The following is a 26,098-nucleotide window of genomic DNA, read 5'->3' on the forward strand; positions in this document are numbered from 1 at the left end:
CCCAATTTATAAGGAAATCTAAAAAATATTAAAATGAAAAAAGAATATACATTATCGGTTTACACAGAAAATCAAGTTGGTTTACTCAACAAAATCGCGATTATTTTTTCGAGACGAAAAATCAATTTAGAGAGTTTGAATTCTTCACCAAGTGAAATTGACAAAATCTACAGATTCACGATTGTAATTATTGAAACAGAAAACGTTGTCAATAATATTGTGCGTCAATTAGAGAAAATTGTAGATGTTTTCAAGGTTTATGCTAATACCAATGAAGAAATCGTTTGGCAACAAATGGCAATGTACAAAGTGCCAACTTCCATCATTATGAAAGAGGTAAAAGTAGAGCGTTTACTGCGGGAATATGGAGCAAAAGCTGTTGTAATACGTGAAGATTATACTGTTTTTGAAGCGACTGGTCAGGACGACGAAATTAACAACTTACTTACCGAATTAGGTAAATATGGCTTAATAGAATTTGTACGAAGTTCGAGAATCGCCATCATAAAATCGAGTGAAGGCGTTCATAAAAAGGTTTTGGATATGGAAAAAAATGATCCCACTAAAAAACCAATTAACAACGAATTTTTGAATCATAAAAGCATGATTTTTCAAATGTAAAAATAAAAAAAAAATAAACACTAACCGCTTAAAGCCTATTGCATATAGCCTAAAGCAAAAATTTAAAAAAAATGTCAAATTATTTCAATTCACTTCCTCACCGACTAAAGGTTCAAGAATTAGGAAAATGTGATTTAATGTTAAGTAGCGAATTTTCTGATGGCGTGAACTATCTAGTTGGTAAAAAGATTGTCATCATTGGATGTGGCGCTCAAGGATTGGCTCAAGGTCAAAATATGAGAGACAGCGGACTTACAGTGGCTTACGCTTTGAGAAAAGAAGCCATTGAGGGCAATCGTGCCTCTTATCAAAATGCTGTAGCAAATGGTTTTGAAGTCGGAACTTTTGAAGAAATAATCCCATCTGCGGATTTAGTTTCTAATTTGGCGCCCGACAAACAACATACTTCTGTTGTCAATAAAATTATTCCTTTGATGAAAAAAGGCTCTTGCTTGTCTTATTCTCACGGTTTTAATATTGTAGAAGAAGGAATTCAAATCCGAAAAGACATTACCGTTGTTATGATTGCGCCAAAATCACCAGCTTCGGAAGTTCGTGCTGAATATTTGCGTGGTTTTGGAGTGCCGACACTTATTGCTGTTCACTCGGATAATGATCCAAATGGCGATGGTTTGCAAATTGCAAAAGCCTATTGCGTTGGAACTGGCGGTCACAAAGCAGGGGTTTTACTGTCTTCTTTTGTAGCGGAAGTAAAATCAGATTTAATGGGTGAACAAACCATTCTATGTGGATTATTGCAAACAGGATCTATCCTAAGTTTCAATAAAATGGTAGAAAAAGGAATTGAAGCTTCGTATGCGTCAAAATTGGTTCAATACGGTTGGGAAACAGTTACCGAAGCCTTGAAAATTGGTGGAATTACCAATATGATGGATCGTTTATCCAATCCTGCTAAAATCGAAGCATTCAAATTATCTGAAGAATTAAAAGACATAATGCGTCCTTTATTCGTGAAACACATGGACGATATTTTGTCTGGAGAATTTTCAAAAACAATGATGGAAGATTGGGCTGAAAACGATAAAAATTTATTGACTTGGAGAGCCGCAACTGGCGAAACAGATTTTGAAAAAACAGCAGCAGGAGCAGTAGAAATATCCGAACAAGACTATTTTGACAATGCTACTTTATTAGTTGCATTTGTAAAATCAGGCGTTGAATTGGCTTATGAAACGATGACTTTATCTGGAATCAAAAATGAATCTGCCTATTACGAATCTTTGCACGAAGCGCCGCTAATTGCAAATACGATTGCGCGTAAGAAATTATATGAAATGAATCGGGTAATTTCTGACACTGCAGAATACGGATGTTATTTATTTGATCACGCTTGTAAACCACTTTTGGCTGATTTTATGAGCAAAGTTAACACGAATTTAATCGGGAATAACTATAATGATTCCGCAAATGGAAGCGTTGATAATTTTGAATTGGTTAAAGTAAATGCAGCGATTCGAAACCATTCTATTGAAATTTGTGGAGCAGAACTTCGCGAGATAATGACTGCAATGAAAAAAATTGTTGAATAACAAATTTACCATCCTTTTGGATAAAAAATATGAATGTATTTGAAGAAGTAATGCAAGCCCAAATTCAGTTAGACGGAGTAGTTTTTCCTACTCCGCTAACTGAAAACAGAAATCTATCCGAAGAATTTCAAGCAACTGTTCTTTTAAAAAGAGAAGACTTGCAAGTGGTGCGTTCCTATAAAATTCGAGGTGCATACAATAAAATCAGCACTCTTTCTGATGCCGATAAAACCCAAGAAATTGTTTGTGCAAGTGCGGGAAATCACGCACAAGGTGTTGCGTATTCTTGTCATTTACTAAAAATAAAGGGCAAGATTTATATGCCTAAAACCACACCGAAACAAAAGATAAAACAAGTTCAATTGTTCGGAAAAGAGTTTGTTGAAATTGTACTTACTGGCGATACTTTTGACGATGCCTATACGAAAGCATTTGATTATGCATCTGAAAATAACCTTCCTTTTATTCCGCCTTTTGATGACATAAAAGTAATTGCGGGACAAGGAACTGTAGGTTTAGAAATTTTGGATGTTGCTACAATTGCTATTGATTATATATTTGTACCCGTTGGTGGTGGTGGTTTAATTTCTGGTCTTTCTACCGTTTTCAAAAAGTTAAGTCCAAATACAAAAATAATTGGTATTGAACCTGAAGGTGCGCCATCAATGAAAACTGCCTTGGCAGACGGAACGAATACGAGATTAGAAAATATTGATAAATTTGTAGATGGTGCTGCCGTGAAGCAAGTTGGTTCGCTGAATTTTGAAATTTGTAAAAATAATATTGACGATGTAATCCTTGTTCCTGAAGGAAAGGTGTGTACAACAATTTTACGATTGTACAATGAAGAAGCAATGGTTGTAGAACCTGCGGGCGCATTGAGCATTGCGGCTTTGGATTTTTACAAAGATAAAATCAAAGATAAGACTGTGGTTTGTATTGTCAGCGGAAGTAATAATGACATTGAAAGAACGGCAGAAATCAAAGAGCGTTCTTTACTCTATGAAGGCTTAATGCATTATTTTATGATTCAATTTCCACAACGACCAGGTGCTTTGAAGGAATTTGTAAATGATATTTTAGGTCCTGAAGATGATATTACCTATTTCCAATTCAAGCAGAAAAACAGTCGGGAATCGGGACCAGTTATTGTTGGTTTGGAACTCAAAAACAGAACCGATGTTTTGGCTATCAAAACGAGAATGAACAGCAAAGGATTTCAATTCAATTATTTGAATGACAAAGAGGAATTATTTGCGCAATTAATTGGTTAGAAAAAAATTACTCCTTACTCCAACTACCCTAGCCCTGATGGAAATGGAAAGCCCGGAACTTGAAAAAGTAGTTTTTCCTAACGTAAAAAAGCGACCGAAGGAAGCTCTTTTTATGGCCTGGAAAAACACTTTTTCAAGTGAGGACTTGCAATGTACAGCGGGGATTAGCTCCTAATAATTTAAAAAAATAGGGCAAAAACTAAGAAATTGACAATTTATATTGGACATTACCTTAAAAAAATAGTACTTTTACAGTTACCTATTCGGTTTAATTATGAAAGCACCATTTGAAAGTAATCCACTTATTGAGCGGCTTCCGTCGCATTTAAAACAATTTATAAAACCTCAAGAATATTCTGATTATACACCAATAAACCAAGCGGTATGGCGGTATGTGATGCGAAAAAACGTAAGTTATTTATCAAAAGTAGCTCACGAATCGTATTTAAATGGATTAAAAAAGACTGGCCTTGAAATAGAAAACATCCCAAATATGTATGGGATGAATCGTATTCTGAAAGAAATTGGATGGGCTGCTGTAGCCGTTGATGGGTTTATTCCGCCGAATGCTTTTATGGAATTTCAGGCTTACAATGTGTTAGTAATTGCCTCAGATATTCGTCAATTGGAACATATCGAATATACGCCAGCACCTGATATTATTCATGAGGGAGCTGGTCACGCACCAATTATTGCCAACCCAGAATATGCTGAATATTTACGTCGTTTTGGAGAAATCGGATGTAAAGCAATTTCGTCTGCATTTGATTATGAAATGTATGAAGCAATTAGGTTACTATCTATTGTAAAAGAAGCGGAAAATACGCCGCAATCGGTTATAGATGCTGCAGAAAAAAGTGTAAATGACCTTCAAAATAACTCGGGAGAAATGTCAGAAATGGCACAAATCAGAAATTTGCATTGGTGGACTGTAGAATATGGTTTAATAGGAACCGTTGAAAATCCTAAAATTTACGGCGCTGGTTTGTTGTCTTCCATAGGCGAAAGTGCTTTATGCATGACTAATAAAGTTAAGAAAATTCCCTATGATATTGCTGCTGCAAATCAAAGTTTCGACATTACCAAACCCCAACCTCAACTTTATGTAACTCCAGATTTCGCCTATTTGAGTTATGTTTTGGAAGAATTTGCTAATAAAATGGCTTTACGAACAGGTGGGTTGTCTGGAATTATAAAACTGATTCACTCGAAGTCAAACGGAACAATTGAATTAAGTACAGGACTTCAAATTTCGGGAGTTTTTTCGAACATTATTGAATTTGGCGGAAAGCCAGTTTATATTCAAACGCAAGGAAAAACTGCTTTAGCGAATAGAGAAAAAGAATTGGTTGGGCACGGAACTAATCATCATTCTGAGGGTTTTGGAAGTCCAATTGGAAAATTAAAAGGAATAAATCTCGCTATTGAAGACATGAGTCCAAAAGACTTAAAAGCGTATGGAATTTACGAGGGAGAAAATGTTACACTAGAATTTGAGGGTGAAATAACCGTTTCAGGAAAAATTATTACGGGTTCAAGAAACCTTCAAGGGGCAATTATTATTATAAGTTTTGAAAATTGTACGGTAACTCATAATAAGCAGACTCTTTTTAGTCCAGAATGGGGACGCTACGATATGGCAGTAGGAAAAAAAATTGTTTCTGCTTTTTCTGGCCCTGCAGATTGCAACAGTTTTGATTTGATTACACATTTGCCAAACAGTAAGACCATTAAAGCAATCATATCACCTGAAAGAGCAGAATTGGAATCTTTTTACAAAGAAATTCGTTCGATGCGAGAAGGGAAAATTGATGCGGATAAAGCATTTGGAATATTTAAAAATGTAAGTCATAAATATTCTAACGATTGGCTTTTACCACTCGAAATTGCTGAGATTTTGCACAGTGAAAAAGCAACTTCTTCGTTGGAAATTGTCTTAAATCATCTTGAAAAATTGAAATTAAAAAAACCCGAAGTTAGTAATCTAATAGAAAATGGATTAAAATTATTCATTTATTAAAACTATTTTTGAAAACGCTTCAACGCTTCTTTTGTAAATAGAGATAAAACTAATTTGCCACTAATTGCGGCTCGTTCTTTGAGGAGTTCGTCCCAATTTTCAGTATTTTTCCAAAGGATTTTTTTTAAAGCAGTTAGAGCTTCTGGGTTATAATTAGCAAGATTTTGTGCTAATGCGAAAACTGCTTTATCAAGATCATCATTACTTTCATAAACTGACGAATATAAACCTTTATTTTGAGCCCATTGAGCACTAAAAAAAGACGTTGCGTCTAATGATAATTGTGAAAATGCTGCCAAACCAATTTTCCGTTCTATTGCTGGTGCAACTACAAAAGGACCAATACCAATAGTTAATTCACTTAATTTTATTGATGCAAATTGTGATGCCAAACAATAATCTGAGGCAGCTGCAATTCCAACTCCGCCGCCAACTGCTTTTCCTTGTATCCTTCCAATGATTATTTTCGGACATTTTCTAATGGCATTGATAACATTAGCAAAGCCAGAGAAAAATAACACTCCCGTTTCTTCATCATTTATTGCACATAATTCTTGAAAACTAGCACCTGCACAAAAAGTTTTGTCACCATCACTTTTTAAAATCACTACTTTCACAGCTTCATTATTACCAATCTTTTCAATTGTTTGAGACAAAGTAATTAATAAATCTGAAGGTAATGAATTCTGTTCTGGATGATAAAATGAAATGGTTGCAATTCCATTTTTAATATCTTGTTTTATGTATGATGCTGTCATTTATACTAATTAATATGCTTTTTTTAGAAATAAATCAAGCAAATTATTGAATTCGTTATATTTACATCAAATGTAGAATTTATTTCAAAGTAAAGTAACTATTGTTACAAATTTATTCATTTCCACATTTTACTTTGCGAAGTTATAAATCGACTTCAATCTTAAAACAAAATAGAATTGACGCAATAAAAGGTGGTGGATGGCAAAGTTTACAGAGAAAATTGTAGCTAAAATTTCATAAAAGGAAATTCACTTTTTAGCTTATTTATTTTTGATTTTAATTGATTCAAGAATTTCAAATGGCTTTCAGAATTGGGATTAAAAGGCAGATGAGACAACCCTTTTTGGATTGTTTCGACAGCTTCAATTGTTGGAAATGCATTTTCAGAAATTGTTGCTTCACAAAATCGTTTCCAAATATAATCAATAGCTACTTGAGATGGATGCAACATGTCTTCAGCATAAAACCGATAATCTCGAAGTTCGTCCATCATAATTTCGTAGGAAGGAAAATACCCTTTTGTCAAATGTCGAAGGTCAAAAGTCGAATGTAAAGCGGAAATTAAATTTGCTTTACTTCGTTGATTTTCTACAAAACCATCTTTGATGTGGCGAACTGGTGAAATAGTAAAAATAATAGCACAATTTGGATTTATTTTTTCGATTAAACCAATTGTATTTTGAATCGATTTTTCAATAGTTGCAACTGATAAAATTTCCTTGTCAAATTGATTTTGCTGCAATTTATGGCAATTGGCAACTACTTTTTCAGTTTGTTTATTGCGATAAACCCAGGAAGTTCCATAAGTAATAATTATATGTGAAGCTTCTGTTATTTGTTTATTTGTGGTTTTTATAAATTCGTTTACTACTTGTAGAAACTCTTCCTTATTTGCATTGCTTACATCTGAATGAACATCGAAACAATGCCAGCGTTCATTATGAAAAAAAATATCTTCTTCAGTAAAAAAATTCAAGTTTAAGGATTTCGAAATTATTTTTTCGATTGCTAAAGGATGAAATAAAATTCCAAAAGGATTACAAGTATTTTGAAACTTAAAATAAGCAAATTTTTCTGCGATATTTACAGCAAAACAAGAGCCTAAAGATACAATTTTTGATGAATAATCGATTGGAAAATTCGATTTTGAAATGGGTGCTTTAGTTGTAAAATTCATAAATATAAGTTGTTAAAATAACCATTCTTTTTATAGAGGCTGTCTTTCTTTACAGTATAGCAATAATACAAATTTACTTGATTTAAACTTGAATTAAATTGATTATTTGGGCTTTGACTTAAAAAAGTCTTAAAAAAAATATTTTACAGAATTCAGATGAATTTTTAATTATATTTGTGAAACAAATTATTAAAAGAGTATAAATAAACAAACAAATTAACAGAAATGAAACATTTACTTACAACAATTATCGCAGTGGGTTTTGCTTTTACAGGAGTTCAAGCGCAAGAAAAAGAAGCAGTTAAAGCTCCTCAAGAAAAGACAATGTCTAAAGAAGACAAAGCGGCAGCAAAAGCCAAAAAAGAGTCGGATTTATTAGAAGCGTTTAAAACAGCTGGAGTTACTGACGAAGAACAACAAAAAGTTAGAGTAATAATGGAAGAAAATTCTGCTTTTGGAAAAACTTTAAAAGCGGATGCTTCACTTTCAGATGAGGATAGAAAAGCTAAGAATAAAGAATATTATAATGTTTCAAACGGAAAACTAAAAGAACTATTAGGAGCAGAGAAATACAAATCTTTCAAAGATGTTCAAAAAGCACAAAAAGAAGCAGCTAAAGCAAACTAATTTTTAGCAAAGTTCCTTATGCACAAAAACCCTTTCAAAAATTAATTTGAAAGGGTATCACTTTTAATATAATTTCAATATTTCTATTTTATAAAATCAATTGCTTTCGCCAAAGCTTCTGGGATTCCAGCGGTATTTTTTCCTCCAGCAGTTGCAAAGAACGGTTGTCCTCCTCCGCCACCTTGAATGAATTTACCTAATTCACGAACTACATTTCCAGCGTTTAATGCTTTTTCAGCAACTAATTCTTTCGATATATAACAGCTAATCGTTGGTTTTCCTTCTTCGGCTGTAGCCAAAACTACAAATACATTAGTTCCTAAAGTTCCTAATTCATAAGCCAAATCCTTAGCGCCATTTGGATCTAAATCTACTTGTTTTGCTAAGAATTGAATTCCGTTTATTTGTTGGATTTCAGCTGTTAACGCAGCTTTCATAAATTTGACTTTGTCTTTTACAAAAACCTCGATTTGTTTCGAAAGTTTTGCGTTATCGTCTTGCAAAGACTGAACTGCTTTCAAAATATCTTGTGGGTTTTTCAACGCTTCTTTTACTTCATTCAACGTATTTTCATTAGAAGCAAAATGCGTTTTTACGGCATCACTTGTAATGGCTTCGATACGACGAATTCCCGCAGCAACTGCACCTTCAGAAACAATTTTGAAATGCCAGATTTCGGCTGTATTATTCACGTGGATTCCACCACACAATTCCATGCTTTCACCAAATTTAATTGCGCGAACTTCATCTCCATATTTCTCTCCAAAAAGCGCCATTGCTCCTTCTGAAACTGCTTGTGCAAATGGAATGTTTCTGCGTTCAATTAAGGGCAATTGCTCTTGAATTCTTGCGTTTACAAAATCTTCCACTTGTTGCAATTCGGTTTCCGTCATTTTTGCAAAATGCGAAAAGTCAAAACGCAAATAATTTGGATTTACCAATGACCCTTTTTGTTCTACATGGGTTCCCAAAATACTTCTCAAAGCTTGGTGCATCAAGTGCGTTGCCGAGTGATTTCTTGATGACAAACTTCTTAAATCTTGGTTTACTTTGGCTACAAAACTGGCATTTACATTTTCAGGCAACTTTTTAGCCAAATGCAAAATCAAGTTGTTTTCTTTCTTAGTATCTATAATGTCGATAACTCCCTCTCCTTTGGAGAGGGTTGGGGTGAGGATTCCTTTGTCACCAACTTGTCCTCCACCTTCAGGATAAAAAGGGGTGTTGTTTAAAACTATTTGGAACAAAACACCGTCTTTTTTACTGTCAATTTTACGAAAACGAGTGATTTTCACTTCATTTTCGGCTAAATCGTACCCTACAAATGATTCTGTATTTCCTTCTGCCAATAAAGTCCAATCTTCTGTTGAAACTTCTGATGCAGCGCGAGAACGTGTTTTTTGTTCGAGCATCGCTTTATCAAAACCAGCTTCGTCCAATTCAAGTCCTCTTTCTCTTAATATCAATGCCGTTAAATCGATTGGAAAACCAAAAGTATCGTATAATTCAAATGCTTTTTGTCCTGAAATCCCCCTAACCCCCGAAGGGGGAACAGAATCTGATTCAATTATTACATTTTCTAACAATTGTAATCCTTGATCTAAAGTTCTAAGAAAAGAATTTTCTTCTTCTCGAATTACATTCATAACCAAGTTTTTCTGGGCAATAATTTCTGGAAACGAACTTCCCATTTGGTTACTCAAGGTTTCTACTAATTGAAATATAAAAGCTTCTTTAGAATTCAAAAATGTAAATCCGTAACGAATCGCACGACGCAGAATTCTACGAATTACATATCCAGCACCTGTATTTGAAGGCAATTGTCCATCGGCAATTGCAAAAGCGACGGCACGAACGTGATCGGCAATAACGCGAATGGCGATATTGATTTTTTCCTGTTCAAGGGACAAGTCTTGACTTTTCCGTACAAAAGTTGCTCCAGTAATTTTTTCAATATGTTGAATAATTGGCGTAAAAACATCCGTGTCATAATTGGATTGAACTCCTTGCAAAACCATACACAAACGTTCAAAACCCATTCCTGTATCCACGTGTTGTGCTGGTAATTTTTCAAGAGAACCGTCGGCTTTACGGTTGAATTCCATGAAAACGTTGTTCCAAATTTCCACCACATGCGGATGGTCGTTGTTGACTAAATCTTTACCAGAAATTTTTGCTTTTTCTTCGGCTGAACGAATGTCAACGTGAATTTCTGAACAAGGACCACAAGGACCTTGCTCGCCCATTTCCCAGAAATTGTCTTTTTTGTTTCCAAGGATAATTCGGTCTTCGGAAATTAAGGTTTTCCAAATATCATAAGCTTCTTGGTCGAAAGGAACATTTTCCTCTGAATTTCCTTCAAAAACAGAAACGTAGAGAATGTCTTTTGGTATTTTGTAGACTTCGGTTAATAATTCCCAAGCCCAATGAATCGCTTCTTTTTTGAAATAATCACCAAAAGACCAGTTACCGAGCATTTCGAACATGGTATGGTGGTAGGTATCAATTCCGACTTCCTCTAAATCATTATGTTTTCCTGAAACACGAAGACATTTTTGGGTATCGGCAATTCGGGCACTTTTTGGGATTGCATTACCCAAAAAATATTCTTTGAACTGCGCCATTCCTGAGTTATTGAACATCAAGGTGGGATCATCTTTTAGGACGATTGGCGCGGATGGAACTATTAAATGTCCTTTGCTTTCAAAAAAATCTAAAAATTGTTTTCTTACGTCTTGTGATTTCATTGTTATTGTTTATTCGGTTATTTGGTTAATCGGTTATTTGGTTTTCGTATGAACGAATACCCAAATCAACGGATTAACGTTTTTGCCCCAGATTGCAGTGGAAAGCTTCGAGATTTTGAAATTTATTTTTTCTTGAGCTGGCAGAGCGACCAAAGGAAGCTCCTGCTGGCTCGTAGAAAAAAAGATTTCAAAACGAGAACTTGCAACGGAAAGCTGGAATAGGCACATAAAATAGTGTTAAAAAAAGCGGGGAACTACTGAAACATTTACTAAATTTGTTTTTCCAACGCTTTGTAAATTTATAAAACTTATTTTTACAAAGTGCAAAAATAGCATATTTTTAAAACATGGCGAAGGTAAAGTATTATTACGACACAGAAAGTTTGGCCTATAAAATTATTACCCCTTTAAAAAGAAGGAGTTTTGCTTATTTTATGCTGTTTTTGTTGGCTTCGTCTTTATTTGGATTTTTGGCTTTTGTGGCTTTATTGAACACTCCTTTTCTTAAAACACCAAAAGATAAGTTTCAAGCTCGAGAAATTGAGAATTTAAAGATTAGATATGGGATTTTGAACCGAAAAATGGACCAAGTGGATGAAGTTTTAAATTCGATTGAAGACCGAGATAATAATTTGTATCGTGCCTATTTTAACTCTTCTCCGATATCTGAAGAAGACAGAAAGGCAGTTTTTGGAACAGAAAATCGGTATAAGAATTTAGAAGGTTACGACAATTCAAAATTGGTAATCAACACTACAAAAAGGGTTGATGTGCTTTCGAAAGAGCTTGTGGTTCAGTCGAAATCATTGGATGAAATTTTGAAATTGGCAAAAAGTAAGGAAAAATTATTGGCTGCTATTCCGGCAATTCAACCTGTGAGAAATGAGAATTTGAAGCGAATGGCTTCGGGTTTTGGGTATAGAAGTGATCCGTTTACGAAAGCAAGAAAATTTCATGAAGGAATGGATTTTACTGCCAAAATGGGAACTCCAGTATTTGCCTCAGGCGATGGTGTTGTAGCGAGAGCGGACAATGCAGCATCAGGATTTGGAAATCACATTGTAATTCGGCATGGTTTTGGTTACGAAACGTTGTATGCGCATTTGAGTAAATATAAAGCACGCGTTGGTCAACATGTAAAACGGGGCGATATTATAGGTTATGTGGGAAGCACAGGGCGTTCGGAAGCGCCACATTTGCATTATGAGGTTCATAAAAATGGTGAAGTAGTGAATCCTTTGAATTTTTATTATGGAAATATTTCAGCGGCAGAATATGTTGCTATTTCAAAAATTGCGAATCAAGAAAATCAATCTTTAGACTAATGCATATAGAGTTATCGGCGGACAAAAGGTACTACAGCATTGGCGAATTGGCCAAAGCATTTGATGTAAATGCATCATTAATCCGTTTTTGGGACAAGGAATTTGACATTTTGAAACCCAAGAAAAACGCAAAAGGGAATAGGATGTTTACACCAGAAGATGTTTCTAATTTGAAATTGATATTTCATTTGGTCAAAGAACGCGGATTTACATTGGAAGGTGCCAAAACCCATTTGAAAGAAGGTCAGAAAAAAACCTTGGATAAATATGAAATTATCAGCAAATTGGAAAGTATAAAAATGCAATTGAATGCGATTAAATTAGAATTATAGGCCCCCTAACCCCCGAAGGGGGAAATAGAAATAAACAAATAAATAGTAAACTTTAAATTAAACAAAAATGGATTTTAAAAAATTATTACCTTGGATTATTGCAGTAGTTGTTATCATTGGGATATACAGCTGGGTTAAAGGAATTAACAATACAGCCGTGACTTACGAGCAAGATATTAACGAATCTTGGGGTAATGTTCAAACGTCTTATCAACGAAGAAATGATTTGATTGGAAATTTAGTAAACACTGTAAAAGGTGCTGCAGATTTTGAAAAAAGTACTTTGACTGCCGTTATTGAAGCACGTGCCAAAGCAACTGCGGTAACTATTGACCCAAGAAATATTACACCTGCACAATTGACAGAATTCAACAAAGCGCAATCGGGGGTAAGTTCTTCTTTGTCTCGTTTATTAGTTTCTGTTGAGAAATATCCTGACTTGAAAGCCAACGAGAATTTCTTGAAATTGCAAGATGAATTGGCGAGTACAGAAAACCAAATTTTGACCGCAAGAACGCGTTTCAATGAAGCGGTGAAACCATATAATACACACATTAAAACATTCCCAAATTCTATATTTGCAGGGATGTTTGGATTCAAAGAAAAACCTTATTTCGAAGCTGCTGTTGGTGCTGAAAAACCAGTTGAAGTAAAATTCTAATGCTCCCCAACCCCTCCAAAGGAAGGGCTTTAAAAAGGAATTTAAAAAATATATCTATGTCAAAAGAAGTTTTTTTAACCAATGAAGAAGAACAAGAAATTGTTGCTGCTATAAGTATGGCGGAAAAAGAAACTTCTGGCGAGATTAGAGTTCATATAGAAAAAACAACTTCCAAAGTTCCTTATGAAAGGGCTTTGGAAGTTTTTGAAGAATTAAAAATGCACCATACCGAACTCAAAAATGGAGTTTTGATTTATTTGGCTGTATCCGATAAGACATTCGCAATTTGTGGAGATAAAGGAATTAACGATGTGGTTCCAACTGATTTTTGGGATGCTACTAAAGAAGCGATGATAAACCATTTTAAAAATGGAAATTTCAAAGAAGGCCTAATTGATGGCATTCAGAAAGCAGGAACCCAATTGAAAACTTATTTTCCTTGGCAAGAAGGCGATACCAATGAATTGTCAAACGAAATATCTAAAGGATAATGAAATCAAATGTAAAAAATTCCTTTTTAGTTTTGTTTGCCTCTTTGCTGTTTACACAAATAGGTTTTGCACAATTCAACATTCCTGAAATTCCAAGTGAGCAAACCTCCGTTTACGATTATGCCAATGTTTTGAGTGCAACTGAAAAAGCACAATTAGAAGAAAAATTGATTCGGTATTCCGATTCTACTACCACACAAATTGTTGTGATTACCATTGAAAGTCTGAAAGGCGAAGACGTGAGTATGCTTGCCACAAAATGGGGGCAAACTTGGGGAATTGGCGGTACAGCAAAAGATGATAATGGTGTAATAATTTTATTGGCTAAAGCCGAGAAGAAAATTGCAATCAACCCAGGTTATGGTGTTGAAGACCGATTGACAGCGGGAATTGGCGGAGAAATCATTAGAAATATAATTGTTCCCGAATTCAAAGCTGGGAGTTTTTACAATGGTTTGGATAAAGGAACGACCGCTATAATTGATGTTTTTAAAGGAAAATATAAGGGAAAAAGAAAAGAAAATAAAAATGAAGGTATTCCCCCTTTTATAATTATATTTATTGTAGTATTTCTATTATTCCTAATTTCTAGAAGAAAAAATAACGGTGGAAATTCAGGTAATTCAAGCGGCGGCCCAAGCTTATTAGATATTATTATCTTGAGTAGCTTAGCGGGCGGACGAGGTTCTGGTGGATTTGGTGGTGGCTCTTCTGGAGGCGGCGGTGGATTTGGTGGTGGCTTCGGCGGCGGTGGATTTTCTGGGGGTGGATCAAGCGGTGGTTGGTAAAATATTTTTGAAACTACCGAACAAAAAAAGAGCCTTGATTGCTCAAGACTCCTTTCCCCTAAAAAACTAAAACTAACTAAAAAACTATCTTTAAAAAAATATGGATTTCCCCAAATTTATATTTTCGTGATTGATATACCCGTTTGATTCTTCACTGTTTATAATTGTGCTAGCAATTGCATCTCCAACATAATTGGTTCCGTAATTTCTTATGGCATTCAAATCAGGTGTTACGATGTTAAATTCTAATGCTTTTTCGACGGCTTTTTTAATACTTTCTGACTCAGCAAAAAGCCCAAAATGATCCAATAACATTGATGCACTCAAAATTGCAGCGATTGGATTGGCAATATCTTTTCCTTTTGCTTGTGGATACGAACCGTGAATTGGTTCAAACATTGCGCTTTTATCACCCACAGATGCCGAAGCCAATAATCCTATCGAACCACCAATTACACTGCCTTCATCCGAGATAATATCTCCAAATAAATTTTCGGTAAGGATAACATCAAATTGTTTTGGGTTCAAAATCATTTGCATTGCTGCATTATCAACAAATAGAAAATCAAGTGCTACTTCAGGATATTCTTTAGCAATATTTGTCACTACTCGACGCCACAATCTTGAAGTTTCCAAAACATTTGCTTTGTCAACAAGTGTGACTTTTTTTCTTCTTGTCAATGCTGATTTAAATGCCAAATGTGCAATTCGTTCAATTTCCATTTGAGAATATTCACACAAATCAGACGCTACAGTTCCGTCATCGCTTAATTTTTTCTCACCAAAATAAATTCCACCAGTCAGTTCCCGATAAATAACCATGTCTGTTCCTTCAATGATGTAGCGTTTCAATGGCGATTTGTCAATCAATGTTTCGTATGCTTTTATTGGGCGAATATTCGCATACAAACCCAACACTTTTCTCAATTTGAGTAATCCTTGTTCAGGACGCACTTTTGCATCCGGATTGTTATCATATTTTGGATCGCCAATGGCACCAAACAAAACAGCATCTGAACTTTCACAAATTGCAATTGTTGCATCTGGCAAAGGATTTCCCGTTTTATCAATTGCAATTGCGCCCACTAAAGCTTCTTCAAAATCAAATGTATGTCCAAATCTTTTTCCGATAGCTTTCAGTACTTTTACGGCTTGATTTGTAACTTCTGGACCAATTCCGTCTCCCGTTAATAATGCGATTTTCAATTTCATAACGTCCCTATTTTACACTTGAAATGCTGTTATTTTCCCTTTTTCAAAGGCTTCAATTTTATCTTTAATATTGATTAAAAAATCAATATCGTCAAATCCATTTATCATACAAATTTTCTTGTAGGCATCTATTTCGAATTCGGCAATCAAAGCAGAATTTTCAACTGCAATGGTTTGCTCTTCTAAATTGACACATAAATTCGTACTTGGATTTTCTTGAATTTTAGTTGTAATTTCTTTCAAAAATTCTGGCGAAACTAATATTGGTAACAACCCATTATTCAGAGCATTTCCTTTGAAAATATCTGCAAAATAACTTGACACAATTACTTTAAATCCATAATCGGATAAAGCCCAAGCGGCGTGTTCCCGGCTACTTCCACAACCAAAATTATCACCCGCAACTAAAATACTACCAGAATATTTTTTATTATTTAATGCAAATGAAGTTATAATTTCACCCTTATCGTCAAATCTCCAATCTCTAAATAAGTTGTTTCCAAAACCAATTTTATCTGTTACTTTCAAGAATCTTGCAGGAATAATTTGATCGGTATCTATGTTTTCAATTGGTAATGGAACCGCCGTTGTAACTAATTTTATAAACTTTTCCATATTAATTTAAGTGTAAAGTAATATCAATTATTTTCCCTTCAATTGCCGTTGCTGCAGCCACAAGCGGACTTGCCAAAAGCGTTCTTGAACCTTGCCCTTGTCGTCCTTCAAAATTTCTATTGGACGTGGAAACGCAATATTCTCCCGCAGGAATTTTGTCGTCATTCATAGCCAAACACGCAGAACAACCCGGTTGACGAATTTCAAAACCAGCTGCTTCAAATATTGCTGTTAGCCCTTCAGCATGGATTTGCTTGGCCACTTGTTGTGAACCAGGAACGATTAAAGCAACCACATTCTTCGCTTTCTGTTTTCCTTTTATATAATTGGCAACCACTCTAAAATCTTCAATTCTGGAATTGGTGCAACTTCCAATAAAAACGTAATTTATTGGTTTGTTCAACAACTGTTCGCCTTGTTCAAAGCCCATATATTCTAATGATTTTTCAAAAGAAGCGTCATTCAAAACAGGAATAGTTCCATTGATTTTTATACCCATTCCAGGATTTGTTCCATAGGTTAACATTGGAGCGATATCGGCTGCATCAAAATCATATTCTTTATCAAAAACAGCCCCTTCATCGGTTGGAAGTGTTTTCCAATAGGCGATTTTCGCTTCTAATTCTGCACCTTGAGGAGCGAATTTTTTTCCTATTACATATTCATAAGTCGTTTCGTCGGGGGCAATCATACCTCCGCGAGCACCCATTTCAATGCTCATATTACAAACAGTCATTCGACCTTCCATACTCATTTCCTCAAATACATTTCCTGCATATTCACAGAAATAACCCGTGCCAGAATTCGTTCCGATTTTTGAAATTATATATAAAATAACATCTTTGGCGAGAACGCCTTTTGCTAATTTTCCATTTACATTGACGCGCAAACTTTTCGGTTTTTCAAGCAACAAACACTGACTTGCAAAAACTTGTGCCACTTGGCTTGTGCCGATTCCAAAAGCGATTGTTCCAAAAGCACCGTGCGTAGAAGTGTGACTGTCGCCGCAAACTATCGTCATTCCGGGTTGTGTTATTCCTAATTCAGGTGCAATTACGTGCACAATTCCTTGATATTCGTGACCTAATCCGTATAATTCTATTCCGTTTTTAGCGCAATTTTTCGTCAACATTTCAATCTGATTTCGTGATAAATCGTCTACAATAGGCAAATGTTGGTTTATGGTAGCTACATTATGATCGGCTGTAGCCACAATTTGATTGGGTCTAAAAACAGGAATATTACGCTCTTCCAATTCGGCGAAAGCCTGTGGACTCGTAACTTCGTGAATCAAATGCTTATCTATATATAAAACTTGAGGTCCGTTTGGCACATTGGTAACCACGTGACTGTCCCAAACTTTATCGAATAGTGTTTTTTTATTCATTTAAACTAAAATTCCAATATTACTTATTTTTATAATTTGATGTACATCGCCATCAATAACTTCTTTTTTTCTGTCAGCAAATTTCACAAACTCATTATAGACAATGTCCAATTGCAATTTTGTCAATTCGTAACCAATTTTTTTAGCTCTATATGCCAACGCTGCCCGTCCGCTTCTAGCCGTTAAAATGATAGCAGATTCGGTGACTCCAACATCTCTTGGATCCATAATTTCATACGTAGAACTGTTTTTTATCATTCCATCTTGGTGAATCCCAGAACTGTGCGCAAAGGCATTGGCTCCTACAATTGCCTTATTCGGCTGCACAAACATTCCCATGCTTTCAGAAACCATTCGGCTGGTATCGTATAATAATTTGGCGTTGATATTGGTATCCAAACCTAAATCTGGGTGTTGGCGCAAAATCATCACCACTTCTTCCAAAGCCGTATTTCCGGCTCTCTCCCCTATTCCATTAATGGTACATTCAATTTGACGTGCTCCATTTATTACCCCTGCGATTGAATTGGCAGTAGCCATTCCCAAATCATTGTGACAATGACAAGAAAGGATTGCTTTTTCAATTCCAATAACATTTTCTTTTAAATATTTAATTTTAGCGCCGTATTCTTCTGGAAGACAATAACCCGTTGTGTCTGGGATATTTAACACTGTAGCACCTGCTTTTATTGCCTCGCTACAAACTAATGCAAGGAATTCATTGTCAGTTCTTCCAGCGTCTTCGGCATAAAATTCAACATCATCAACGAAAGTTTTGGCAAATGCAACGGCTTCGGCAGCTCGATCAATGATTTCGTTTCTTGAAGCGTTAAATTTATATTTTATATGAGAATCAGAAGTTCCAATTCCTGTATGAATTCTAGGTTTTAATGCAAATTTTAGTGCTTGAGCAGCCACTTCGATATCGTTTTTTACAGCTCTTGTTAGCGCACAAACGGTGGCATTTTTTACAATTTTAGAAATTGCAACAACAGAATTAAAATCTCCTGGACTTGAAACTGGAAAACCTGCTTCTATAACATCAACACCCAATTCGTCCAAACGCTCCGCAATGACTAGCTTTTGCTCCGTATTTAATCCACATCCCGGGACTTGTTCTCCGTCACGCAAAGTGGTGTCAAATATTTGTACTTTTTGATTATTCATGTTGATATTTAATCTTAATTTTATTATCTCGTTACGAATGTATATATTGTGATTGTTTATGAATGTATTTGTTTGGATTCATCTACAGTATTAAACAAAAAAATATAACTATTAAATATCTCATTACCAATTAATTAAAAGTACTTTTTTTACGATGGCAAACGCTTCAAAAGATAATTTATTTGTTCTAATTTGTTCTCTTTCTAAATCAGAAAAAAGGCAATTTAAACTTTACGTAAACCGATTAGGGGTAAATGTAGATGCTAAATTTTTATTGCTTTTCAATCTTTTGGATAAAATGAATGACTATAATGAAGAGGATATTTTGAAAAGTAAGATTGTTACCAAATTGCAATTGTCGAATTTAAAAGCGCATTTATACAAACAGATTTTGGTGAGTTTAAGGCTGAATCCTGTCAATCAAAATATTCGGATTCAAATTAGAGAACAATTAGATTTTGCTACCATTTTATATCATAAAGGATTGTACAAGCAAAGTTTGAAAATTTTAGACAAAACCAAATTAGTTGCATTAGAACACGAAGAAAAAAATATTGCCTTTGAAATTGTTGAATTAGAAAAAGTTATTGAGTCGCAATACATCACCCGAAGTATTGAAGACCGTGCCGATGAACTTTCTATCCAAGCAAAAGAATTGAGTCAGCAAAATGTAATTGCGAGTAAGCTTTCCAATATTTCACTACAATTGTATAGCATTATGCTCAAATCGGGTTATGCCAAAAGCGATTTGGAAATGCAAGAAATAACGGATTATTTCAATAATAGAATGCCTGAATATCAAATTGACGAACTTGGATTCCGAGAAAAATTATGGCTTTACAAAGCACATTTGTGGCACAGCTTTTTGATTCAGGATTTTCTTTCTTGTTATAAATATGCAAGCAAATGGGTTAATTTATTCAATGATACTCCACAAATGATTTATCTAAACCCCGTTTGGTACATCAAAGGAAACAGCTATTTATTGGAATGTTTGTATCTGATAAAACACAAATCGTACTCTAAAGATATTTTACAACAATTAGAACAAACCGTTTCCAGAGAAGAATTTCCTAAAAATGACAATACTACTTCCTTATATTTCTTATGTTATTACAGCAGTAAATTCAATTTACACTTTTTAGAAGGCGATTTTGAGGGTGGAAAATACTTGGTTGACGAAGTGCTGAAAAACTTAAAAATCAATGAAGACAGAATAGATGAACACCACGTAATGGTGTTTTATTACAAAATTGCAAGTCTATATTTTGGCGCTGGAGACAATAGAAAATGCATCGAATATTTAAAGAAAATTATCGACAATAAAAACTTGTCAATGCGGGAAGATTTGATGTGTTTTGCACGGGTTTTGAGTTTGGTTGCCCATTATGAATGCGGAATGGATTATCATTTGGAAGTACAATTAAAAAGTACCTACAAATTTCTAATCAAGATGAATGACTTGCATGAGGTGCAACGAGAAATGATTAAATTCTTGAAAAATTTAGGGTCAATTTTTCCGCATCAATTGAAAGGAGAATTCAAAAAACTACATACCCGCTTGAAGACATTTGAAAATCATCCATATGAGAAACGTGCCTTTCTGTATTTGGATATTATTTCTTGGTTGGAAAGCAAAATTGAAAACAAAACCGTGGCTTCGATTATTCAGGAGAAAGCAAAGAAGTTATTGCGCTAAAAAAAACCTCAATTTCTTGAGGCTTATAGCTTATTTTTCTCTGATGTAAATATCGATTGGAACTCCTGAGAAATCCCAGTTTTCACGGATTTTATTTTCTAAGAAACGCTTGTAGGCTTCTTTTACATATTGTGGCAAATTGGCAAAAAACACAAACTGAGGCGTTGGCGTAGGCAATTGCATACAATATTTAATTTTCACATATTTCCCTTTCAAAGCTGGTGGTGGGTAGCCTTCAATGACTTTCAACATATAATCATTGAATTTTGAAGTTGGAATTCTTTGTTTTCTATTTTCAAAAACTTGAACCGTAGCTTCCAATGCTTTTAGCAAACGTTGCTTGGTCAATGCAGAAACAAAAAGAATTGGCACATCGACAAATGGCATCAATTCCTCTCGGATTTTAGCTTCGTAATCCCGTGTTGACAACGTATCTTTTTCTACCAAATCCCATTTGTTTACAAGGATTACAACACCTTTACGGTTTTTTTCGGCTAACCAAAATATACTTTGATCTTGTCCTTCAAATCCACGGGTGGCATCAATAATTAAGATACAAATATCGGCGTGTTCAATGGCACGAACCGAACGCATCACCGAATAAAATTCTAAATCTTCTTTTACTTTTGCCTTACGACGAATTCCTGCGGTATCAACCAAGTTGAATTCAAAACCAAAACGGTCAAATTTTGTGTCAATTGCATCCCGCGTTGTTCCCGCTATGTCAGTAACAATATATCTTTCCTTACCAATTAAGGCATTTATGAAACTTGATTTTCCAGCATTTGGACGACCCACAACTGCGAAACGTGGCAATTCTAATTCTTCTTGTGTTGGCTCTGGTTTTATTGGGAAAGCATCAATTAAGGCATCCAATAAATCTCCTGTTCCACTTCCTGAAATACTTGCAAAAGTGTAATATTCTCCCAATCCAAGGTTATAAAACTCGATGGCATCTTTTTCACGCATAGAATTATCAACCTTATTAACGGCTAATAAAACAGGTTTTGTAACCTTACGCAATAATCTCGCAACGGCATCATCCATTGGTGTTATGCCTTCTTCTACATCGACTACAAAAATAATTACGTCGGCTTCGTCAATTGCTAATTCGACTTGTTTGCGGATTTCAGCTTCAAAAACGTCGTCAGAACCACGCACATATCCACCGGTATCAATTACAGAAAATTCCTTTCCATTCCATTCGCTTTTTCCGTAGTTTCTATCACGAGTTACGCCCGAAACAGAATCTACGATTGCTTCTCTTCTTTGTATCAATCGATTAAAAAGCGTCGATTTTCCTACGTTTGGTCTTCCTACAATGGCAACAATGTTATTCATTTTTATGATTTTTGAGTTTAGATTTAAGATTTAAGATTTTGGGAAACCAAAACCATTATACTCTTAAAATCAAACTATAAGGTATTTTAATTTTTTGCAAAGGTACTCTTTTAGTTAACAGTATTCCGTATTGAGTATTCAGTAATTGCAACGGCTGTAAACTGCCAACTAAAAACTGAGTGCTGAACACTAATGATTATATCCGAATCTTTTCAACATATTGGCGTTGCTTCTCCAGTTTTTATTTACTTTAACATACAATTCAATATGGATTTGTTTTCCAAAAAACTTCTCTAAATCGGCACGAGAATCAACACCAACTTTCTTAAGTGCAGCTCCTTTATGACCAATAATAATTCCTTTTTGGGTTTCGCGTTCCACCATAATCAGGGAACGAATTCGGATGATATTTTCGTCTTCAAAAAATTCCTCCGTCACGATTTCAACGGCATAGGGAATTTCCTTGCTGTAATTCAAGAGGATTTTCTCACGGATGGTTTCATTTACGAAAAATCGCTCTGGTTTATCGGTCAATTGGTCTTTTGGATAATAGGCTGGCGATTCAGGTAACAATTCGATTATTCTTCCAAATACCTCAGGAACATTGAAATTCTGCAATGCCGAAATTGGAAAAATCTCTGCATTAGGAACTTTTGCAGCCCAAAAAGCGACTTGTTCTTCTAATTTATCTTGGTTTGATAAATCAATTTTATTCAATAAAAGTAAAACAGGAATGGTGGCGTGGATGATTTTATTGAAAAACGATTCGTCTTTTAAATCTTGTTCGCCAATTTCTACCATATATATAAGGACGTCTGCGTCTTCAAATGCCGATTTCACGAAGTTCATCATCGATTCCTGCATTTCATACGCAGGTTTGATGATTCCTGGTGTATCGGATAAAATCATTTGGAAATCTTCTCCATTTACAATTCCAAGAATTCTGTGGCGTGTAGTTTGCGCTTTGGAAGTGATAATCGACAATCTTTCGCCTACGAAGGCGTTCATTAGTGTCGATTTTCCAACATTTGGATTCCCTATAATATTTACAAAACCTGCTTTGTGTGACATTTACTGCTTTTTAATTTTTGCAAAGGTAAACATATCAGCCCAATAGATGAAATAAAACATTTTTTTAAATTTTTGTTGCAATTTCCAATTTTGGTTGTATATTTGCATTCGAAACATCGCGGGATAGAGCAGTAGGCAGCTCGTCGGGCTCATAACCCGAAGGTCACAGGTTCGAGTCCTGTTCCCGCTACTAAGTCGTACCAAAAACCTCTAAAGAAATTTAGAGGTTTTTTTATCTTCAAAAAACAATAAAAATTCCTCATAATCTTCCAGCAAATTATTCGATATCTTCTGGAAAGGCTTCTAAATAAGCCAGTCAGAAATGAGTGGCTTATTTTATGAAATTAAATTAGTTAAAGGTTCTCCCGAAGTGTCGGGATTGTTCCCGCTACTAAAATAAAAAACAGCTAAAATTACTTTTAGCCGTTTTTTTATTTAAATACTCGGAAATTTACCTTTTCAAAGAAAAATGCGATTTGAAAACTTTACTAGTTCCAACTGTTGGATAGTTTTCCTTATAATCAACAGTAAACCAATAATCTGTTGAAGCTAATGGCCTACCGTTATAAGTTCCGTCCCATCCAGGACCTGTAGGGCTAATTTGTTTGATTAATTTTCCATACCTGTCAAATATAAATACTTTAGCCGATGCATCTAATCCTACTATGTTCCATGTATCATGAAATCCATCTTCATTTGGCGTGAAATAGGTTGGATAACCTATGATATTTACCAGTTTTGTCAAATTTGTACATCCATTAGCATCTGTTACAGTTACTATATGTGATCCTGGATCTACATTGGTAAATATATTCGATGTTTGTGTTGGTCCGTTGTCTATTGAATATAAATAGGTTGCATTTGGTGGAGTGACAGTAACTTCAATCGTTGCATTATCACTAAAGGCTACTGTTTGAGTAGTATCAATAGTCAACCCAGGATAAGAATCAACAACTATTGCAGAGGTCATCACCGAAACACATCCTGTTGTGGTATTAGTAACCAGTACAGAATATGTTCCCGATTCGTCTGCCTCATAGGTATTATTAACTGCTCCACTAATAATCACTCCATTAAAATACCATACAAAATCATAGGTAGCATTGCTTAATTGGGTATTTAAAATATAAGTTTGATAGGCTACGTTACTTACTTTATCCACACAAATAATACCGTCTGTTATTAGTGGTGCCGGTGCCGGATTTACTGTAACTGTGATGTTCAAAGGTATTCCTGAACATCCGTTTGCGGTTGGTATAACTGTATATATTGCTGTTCCTAAATTGGGTACTGCTGTCAAAATATCATTTATCACAACCCCAGTTCCTGCTTGCGCACCCGTTACATTTATTTGTGAAACTGTCCATGCAAATGTGGTGGCTGCTATACTTGGAAATAAGGAAATACTAGGAGATTGTCCACTACAAATTGTAGAGGCTGATGATCCAAATACCTCTGGGGTAGGATTTACGGTTATTGTAACCGTTATTGGCACTCCTGAACAACCATTAAATTTTGGTGTTATAGTATACCGCACTGTTCCTTGGCTACTGCCTACAGTAGTTAATGTCTGTGCTATTATAGCACCACTTCCTGAGGATGCTCCAAAAATACCTGTTTGAATAACCGTCCATGAAAACGTAGTTCCTGCCACGGTACTTGTTAATGTAATGTTTGTAATTCCTGATGAGCAAATGGTAGTTACTGCTGCATTTGCAGTCGCAACTGGTATTGGATTTACTCTTACGATTACTAACGTTGGAACTCCCGGACAGCCACCAACCAATGGCGTAACAGCATACACTGCTTCTCCAATGTTGTTACTAGTTGTCGTTAATGCTTGGGCTATTACGTTGCCACTTCCATTACTTGCTCCTGTAACATTCGTTTGAACTACATTCCAATTGAATACAGTGCCCACTACGTTACTTGTCAACACTATTGGGGTTACGCTTCCTGAACAAACCGATTGTAATATGGTTGATGCCGTTACTACTGGAATTGGATTTACCGTTATTGTAATTCTAGTCGCTGGTCCTTGACATGCTCCTACATTAGCAGTTATTGAATAGGTTACAGATCCAGGAATTACTCCTGTTGCAATAAGATTTTGCGATATAATAGCGCCACTTCCTGCACTAGCACCTATAACACCTGATTGTGTTACAGTCCAATTAAAAGTTGCGGTTGTTACGTTACTTGAAAGTGAAATTCCTGTTGCTTGTCCTGAACAAACACTTGGTGAGGATACAATAGAATTTACCAGTGGAATTGGAACTACTGTTACCGTTACGGTGCCGGATTGCAATTGGCTACAAGCTGGAGTTCCTGATGCAATTACACTGACTAATTGATAGGTGGTTGTGACTGTTAAATTTCCTGTTGGTACTGAAGCCACTCCAAAATTATTTAATACCACTGTTTGATTTACTCCGGAGTTAATGGTATACGTAACCGTTGCATTGGGTGTTCCTACAATATTTACAACGCTAGAAGTACCGAAACAAATTGTGCTATTTCCAGAGATTATTGCTGTTGGTAACGGATTTACTGTTACTGTTGCAGTTATTGGTAATCCAGTACAGCCACTGCCTGAAGGGGTAATAGTATAAACTACAGTTCCAGGAGTAGCTGCTGTTGCGGTTAATGTTTGTGCGATAGTAGCTCCACTTCCTGAAGTTGCTCCTGAAACATTATTTTGAACTGATGTCCAAGCATAGGAAGTTCCAATAGCATTACTAGTTAGTATTATATTAGTTGTATCCAATGAACAAATAGTAACCGCAGATGGTGAAGCTATAACCACCGGAATTGGATTGATAATAATAGTAGTTGTAGCTTGTACTTGTGAACATCCAGTGCTTGCAGCTATGGTATACGTTATAGTGTAATTTCCTGCCGTGCTGGTGCTTGGCGTTATGGCTCCTGTTGTAGCGTCTATCGTTAATCCTACTGTTGAACTGTATGTTCCTGCTGTATAGGCGGCTGTTCCTGTTAATGTAACGGCTTGACCGGTGGTTAATGTAGTGCAAAATGGCGTTCCTGCGTAGCTGATTGTTGCTGTTGGGGTTGCCGTGATTACAATATTTGTTGTTGTTGAAATACTGCTACATCCGCCTGTGGCCGGAATGGTATAGGTTATAGTGTAACTTCCTGCCGTGCTGGTGCTTGGAGTTATTGCTCCTGTGGTAGCATCTAATGTTAATCCAGCAGTAGAACTGTAAACTCCTCCTG

21 protein-coding genes and 1 tRNA gene are annotated in these 26,098 nt (G+C 35.4%); 12 read left to right on the top strand and 10 right to left on the bottom strand.

All coding sequences use genetic code 11. The annotated features are described in order from the left end of the window. Positions 1-33: 33 nt before the first annotated feature. The 4 genes from ilvN to AC9UEH_RS05490 all read left to right on the top strand — a co-directional run bounded on the left by ilvN (position 34) and on the right by AC9UEH_RS05490 (position 5,465). Positions 34-621 (top strand): acetolactate synthase small subunit, encoded by a 588-nt coding sequence (gene ilvN / locus AC9UEH_RS05475; RefSeq protein ID WP_509529329.1) that lies wholly within the window; start codon positions 34-36, stop codon positions 619-621. Positions 622-692: 71 nt separating this feature from the next. Next, a complete protein-coding gene (gene ilvC / locus AC9UEH_RS05480; RefSeq protein WP_509529331.1) occupies positions 693-2,171 on the top strand; it encodes a ketol-acid reductoisomerase in 1,479 nt (492 codons plus the stop codon). 29 nt (positions 2,172-2,200) lie between these two features. Next, positions 2,201-3,445 (top strand): threonine ammonia-lyase IlvA, encoded by a 1,245-nt coding sequence (gene ilvA / locus AC9UEH_RS05485; protein ID WP_509529333.1) that lies wholly within the window; start codon positions 2,201-2,203, stop codon positions 3,443-3,445. 274 nt (positions 3,446-3,719) lie between these two features. Next, positions 3,720-5,465 carry an aromatic amino acid hydroxylase gene (locus AC9UEH_RS05490; RefSeq protein ID WP_509529336.1) on the top strand — a complete coding sequence of 582 codons (1,746 nt, stop codon included), beginning with the start codon at positions 3,720-3,722 and terminating at the stop codon, positions 5,463-5,465. 2 nt (positions 5,466-5,467) lie between these two features. On the opposite strand, the gene AC9UEH_RS05495 is transcribed toward AC9UEH_RS05490, so the two are convergent. Together AC9UEH_RS05495 and AC9UEH_RS05500 are read right to left on the bottom strand one after the other, a co-directional pair. After that, positions 5,468-6,223 (bottom strand): enoyl-CoA hydratase/isomerase family protein, encoded by a 756-nt coding sequence (locus AC9UEH_RS05495; protein ID WP_509529338.1) that lies wholly within the window; start codon positions 6,221-6,223, stop codon positions 5,468-5,470. Between the two features lie 227 nt (positions 6,224-6,450). After that, positions 6,451-7,401 carry a GSCFA domain-containing protein gene (locus AC9UEH_RS05500; RefSeq protein WP_509529340.1) on the bottom strand — a complete coding sequence of 317 codons (951 nt, stop codon included), beginning with the start codon at positions 7,399-7,401 and terminating at the stop codon, positions 6,451-6,453. A 225-nt stretch (positions 7,402-7,626) separates the two neighbouring features. On the opposite strand from AC9UEH_RS05500, the gene AC9UEH_RS05505 reads away from it, so the two are divergent. Beyond that, positions 7,627-8,028, top strand: coding sequence for a hypothetical protein (locus tag AC9UEH_RS05505; RefSeq protein WP_509529342.1), 402 nt, complete (start codon positions 7,627-7,629; stop codon positions 8,026-8,028). Between the two features lie 83 nt (positions 8,029-8,111). Here AC9UEH_RS05505 and alaS read toward each other — a convergent pair whose 3' ends face one another. Further along, positions 8,112-10,775: an alanine--tRNA ligase gene (gene alaS, locus AC9UEH_RS05510; protein ID WP_509529344.1), complete on the bottom strand. Its 2,664-nt coding sequence runs from the start codon at positions 10,773-10,775 to the stop codon at positions 8,112-8,114. 347 nt (positions 10,776-11,122) lie between these two features. Here alaS and AC9UEH_RS05515 point away from each other — a divergent pair, with 347 nt between their 5' ends. The 5 genes from AC9UEH_RS05515 (at position 11,123) to AC9UEH_RS05535 (ending at position 14,372) form a co-directional block, all read left to right on the top strand. After that, positions 11,123-12,100, top strand: a complete 978-nt coding sequence (locus AC9UEH_RS05515) for a M23 family metallopeptidase (RefSeq protein WP_509529347.1) — start codon at positions 11,123-11,125, stop codon at positions 12,098-12,100. Next, a complete protein-coding gene (locus AC9UEH_RS05520; protein ID WP_509529349.1) occupies positions 12,100-12,432 on the top strand; it encodes a MerR family transcriptional regulator in 333 nt (110 codons plus the stop codon). Before AC9UEH_RS05515 ends, AC9UEH_RS05520 begins: the two co-directional genes overlap by 1 nt. A gap of 67 nt (positions 12,433-12,499) precedes the next feature. Then, the gene (locus AC9UEH_RS05525; protein WP_509529351.1) at positions 12,500-13,093 is read left to right on the top strand and encodes a LemA family protein; all 594 of its coding nucleotides are present in this window, start codon (positions 12,500-12,502) and stop codon (positions 13,091-13,093) included. Positions 13,094-13,149: 56 nt separating this feature from the next. Continuing rightward, a complete protein-coding gene (locus AC9UEH_RS05530) occupies positions 13,150-13,584 on the top strand; it encodes a TPM domain-containing protein (protein ID WP_509529353.1) in 435 nt (144 codons plus the stop codon). Then, positions 13,584-14,372: a TPM domain-containing protein gene (locus tag AC9UEH_RS05535; protein WP_509529355.1), complete on the top strand. Its 789-nt coding sequence runs from the start codon at positions 13,584-13,586 to the stop codon at positions 14,370-14,372. Before AC9UEH_RS05530 ends, AC9UEH_RS05535 begins: the two co-directional genes overlap by 1 nt. A gap of 90 nt (positions 14,373-14,462) precedes the next feature. On the opposite strand, the gene leuB is transcribed toward AC9UEH_RS05535, so the two are convergent. From leuB to AC9UEH_RS05555, 4 genes are read right to left on the bottom strand one after another with little or no spacing between them, the layout of a single operon-like run. Then, a complete protein-coding gene (gene leuB / locus AC9UEH_RS05540; RefSeq protein ID WP_509529357.1) occupies positions 14,463-15,584 on the bottom strand; it encodes a 3-isopropylmalate dehydrogenase in 1,122 nt (373 codons plus the stop codon). Positions 15,585-15,596: 12 nt separating this feature from the next. Then, positions 15,597-16,199: a 3-isopropylmalate dehydratase small subunit gene (leuD, locus tag AC9UEH_RS05545; RefSeq protein WP_509529360.1), complete on the bottom strand. Its 603-nt coding sequence runs from the start codon at positions 16,197-16,199 to the stop codon at positions 15,597-15,599. A 1-nt stretch (position 16,200) separates the two neighbouring features. Next, positions 16,201-17,586 (bottom strand): 3-isopropylmalate dehydratase large subunit, encoded by a 1,386-nt coding sequence (gene leuC / locus AC9UEH_RS05550; protein ID WP_509529362.1) that lies wholly within the window; start codon positions 17,584-17,586, stop codon positions 16,201-16,203. Next, the gene (locus AC9UEH_RS05555; RefSeq protein WP_509529364.1) at positions 17,587-18,753 is read right to left on the bottom strand and encodes a 2-isopropylmalate synthase; all 1,167 of its coding nucleotides are present in this window, start codon (positions 18,751-18,753) and stop codon (positions 17,587-17,589) included. Between the two features lie 154 nt (positions 18,754-18,907). Here AC9UEH_RS05555 and AC9UEH_RS05560 point away from each other — a divergent pair, with 154 nt between their 5' ends. Continuing rightward, positions 18,908-20,452 carry a hypothetical protein gene (locus AC9UEH_RS05560; protein WP_509529366.1) on the top strand — a complete coding sequence of 515 codons (1,545 nt, stop codon included), beginning with the start codon at positions 18,908-18,910 and terminating at the stop codon, positions 20,450-20,452. A gap of 30 nt (positions 20,453-20,482) precedes the next feature. Here AC9UEH_RS05560 and der read toward each other — a convergent pair whose 3' ends face one another. Further along, a complete protein-coding gene (gene der, locus AC9UEH_RS05565) occupies positions 20,483-21,793 on the bottom strand; it encodes a ribosome biogenesis GTPase Der (protein WP_509529369.1) in 1,311 nt (436 codons plus the stop codon). Between the two features lie 189 nt (positions 21,794-21,982). Beyond that, complete coding sequence (era, locus tag AC9UEH_RS05570; RefSeq protein WP_509529371.1) at positions 21,983-22,864, bottom strand: GTPase Era; 882 nt, start codon at positions 22,862-22,864, stop codon at positions 21,983-21,985. 117 nt (positions 22,865-22,981) lie between these two features. On the opposite strand from era, the gene AC9UEH_RS05575 reads away from it, so the two are divergent. Next, a tRNA-Met gene (locus AC9UEH_RS05575) sits at positions 22,982-23,054 on the top strand. A 261-nt stretch (positions 23,055-23,315) separates the two neighbouring features. Here AC9UEH_RS05575 and AC9UEH_RS05580 read toward each other — a convergent pair. Further along, on the bottom strand, positions 23,316-26,098 hold a 2,783-nt coding region (locus tag AC9UEH_RS05580; RefSeq protein WP_509529373.1), incomplete at its 5' end, for a PKD-like domain-containing protein.

This window comes from Flavobacterium sp. (assembly GCF_040402835.1).
In the GTDB taxonomy this organism is placed as follows: Bacteria; Bacteroidota; Bacteroidia; order Flavobacteriales; family Flavobacteriaceae; genus Flavobacterium.

Bases quoted from the DNA above. Each gene is read 5' to 3' on its own strand.
- ilvN (WP_509529329.1), top strand. From the start codon at position 34: ATGAAAAAAGAATATACATTATCGGTTTACACAGAAAATCAAGTTGGT.
- ilvC (WP_509529331.1), top strand. From the start codon at position 693: ATGTCAAATTATTTCAATTCACTTCCTCACCGACTAAAGGTTCAAGAA.
- ilvA (WP_509529333.1), top strand. From the start codon at position 2,201: ATGAATGTATTTGAAGAAGTAATGCAAGCCCAAATTCAGTTAGACGGA.
- AC9UEH_RS05490 (WP_509529336.1), top strand. From the start codon at position 3,720: ATGAAAGCACCATTTGAAAGTAATCCACTTATTGAGCGGCTTCCGTCG.
- AC9UEH_RS05495 (WP_509529338.1), bottom strand. From the start codon at position 6,223: ATGACAGCATCATACATAAAACAAGATATTAAAAATGGAATTGCAACC.
- AC9UEH_RS05500 (WP_509529340.1), bottom strand. From the start codon at position 7,401: ATGAATTTTACAACTAAAGCACCCATTTCAAAATCGAATTTTCCAATC.
- AC9UEH_RS05505 (WP_509529342.1), top strand. From the start codon at position 7,627: ATGAAACATTTACTTACAACAATTATCGCAGTGGGTTTTGCTTTTACA.
- alaS (WP_509529344.1), bottom strand. From the start codon at position 10,775: ATGAAATCACAAGACGTAAGAAAACAATTTTTAGATTTTTTTGAAAGC.
- AC9UEH_RS05515 (WP_509529347.1), top strand. From the start codon at position 11,123: ATGGCGAAGGTAAAGTATTATTACGACACAGAAAGTTTGGCCTATAAA.
- AC9UEH_RS05520 (WP_509529349.1), top strand. From the start codon at position 12,100: ATGCATATAGAGTTATCGGCGGACAAAAGGTACTACAGCATTGGCGAA.
- AC9UEH_RS05525 (WP_509529351.1), top strand. From the start codon at position 12,500: ATGGATTTTAAAAAATTATTACCTTGGATTATTGCAGTAGTTGTTATC.
- AC9UEH_RS05530 (WP_509529353.1), top strand. From the start codon at position 13,150: ATGTCAAAAGAAGTTTTTTTAACCAATGAAGAAGAACAAGAAATTGTT.
- AC9UEH_RS05535 (WP_509529355.1), top strand. From the start codon at position 13,584: ATGAAATCAAATGTAAAAAATTCCTTTTTAGTTTTGTTTGCCTCTTTG.
- leuB (WP_509529357.1), bottom strand. From the start codon at position 15,584: ATGAAATTGAAAATCGCATTATTAACGGGAGACGGAATTGGTCCAGAA.
- leuD (WP_509529360.1), bottom strand. From the start codon at position 16,199: ATGGAAAAGTTTATAAAATTAGTTACAACGGCGGTTCCATTACCAATT.
- leuC (WP_509529362.1), bottom strand. From the start codon at position 17,586: ATGAATAAAAAAACACTATTCGATAAAGTTTGGGACAGTCACGTGGTT.
- AC9UEH_RS05555 (WP_509529364.1), bottom strand. From the start codon at position 18,753: ATGAATAATCAAAAAGTACAAATATTTGACACCACTTTGCGTGACGGA.
- AC9UEH_RS05560 (WP_509529366.1), top strand. From the start codon at position 18,908: ATGGCAAACGCTTCAAAAGATAATTTATTTGTTCTAATTTGTTCTCTT.
- der (WP_509529369.1), bottom strand. From the start codon at position 21,793: ATGAATAACATTGTTGCCATTGTAGGAAGACCAAACGTAGGAAAATCG.
- era (WP_509529371.1), bottom strand. From the start codon at position 22,864: ATGTCACACAAAGCAGGTTTTGTAAATATTATAGGGAATCCAAATGTT.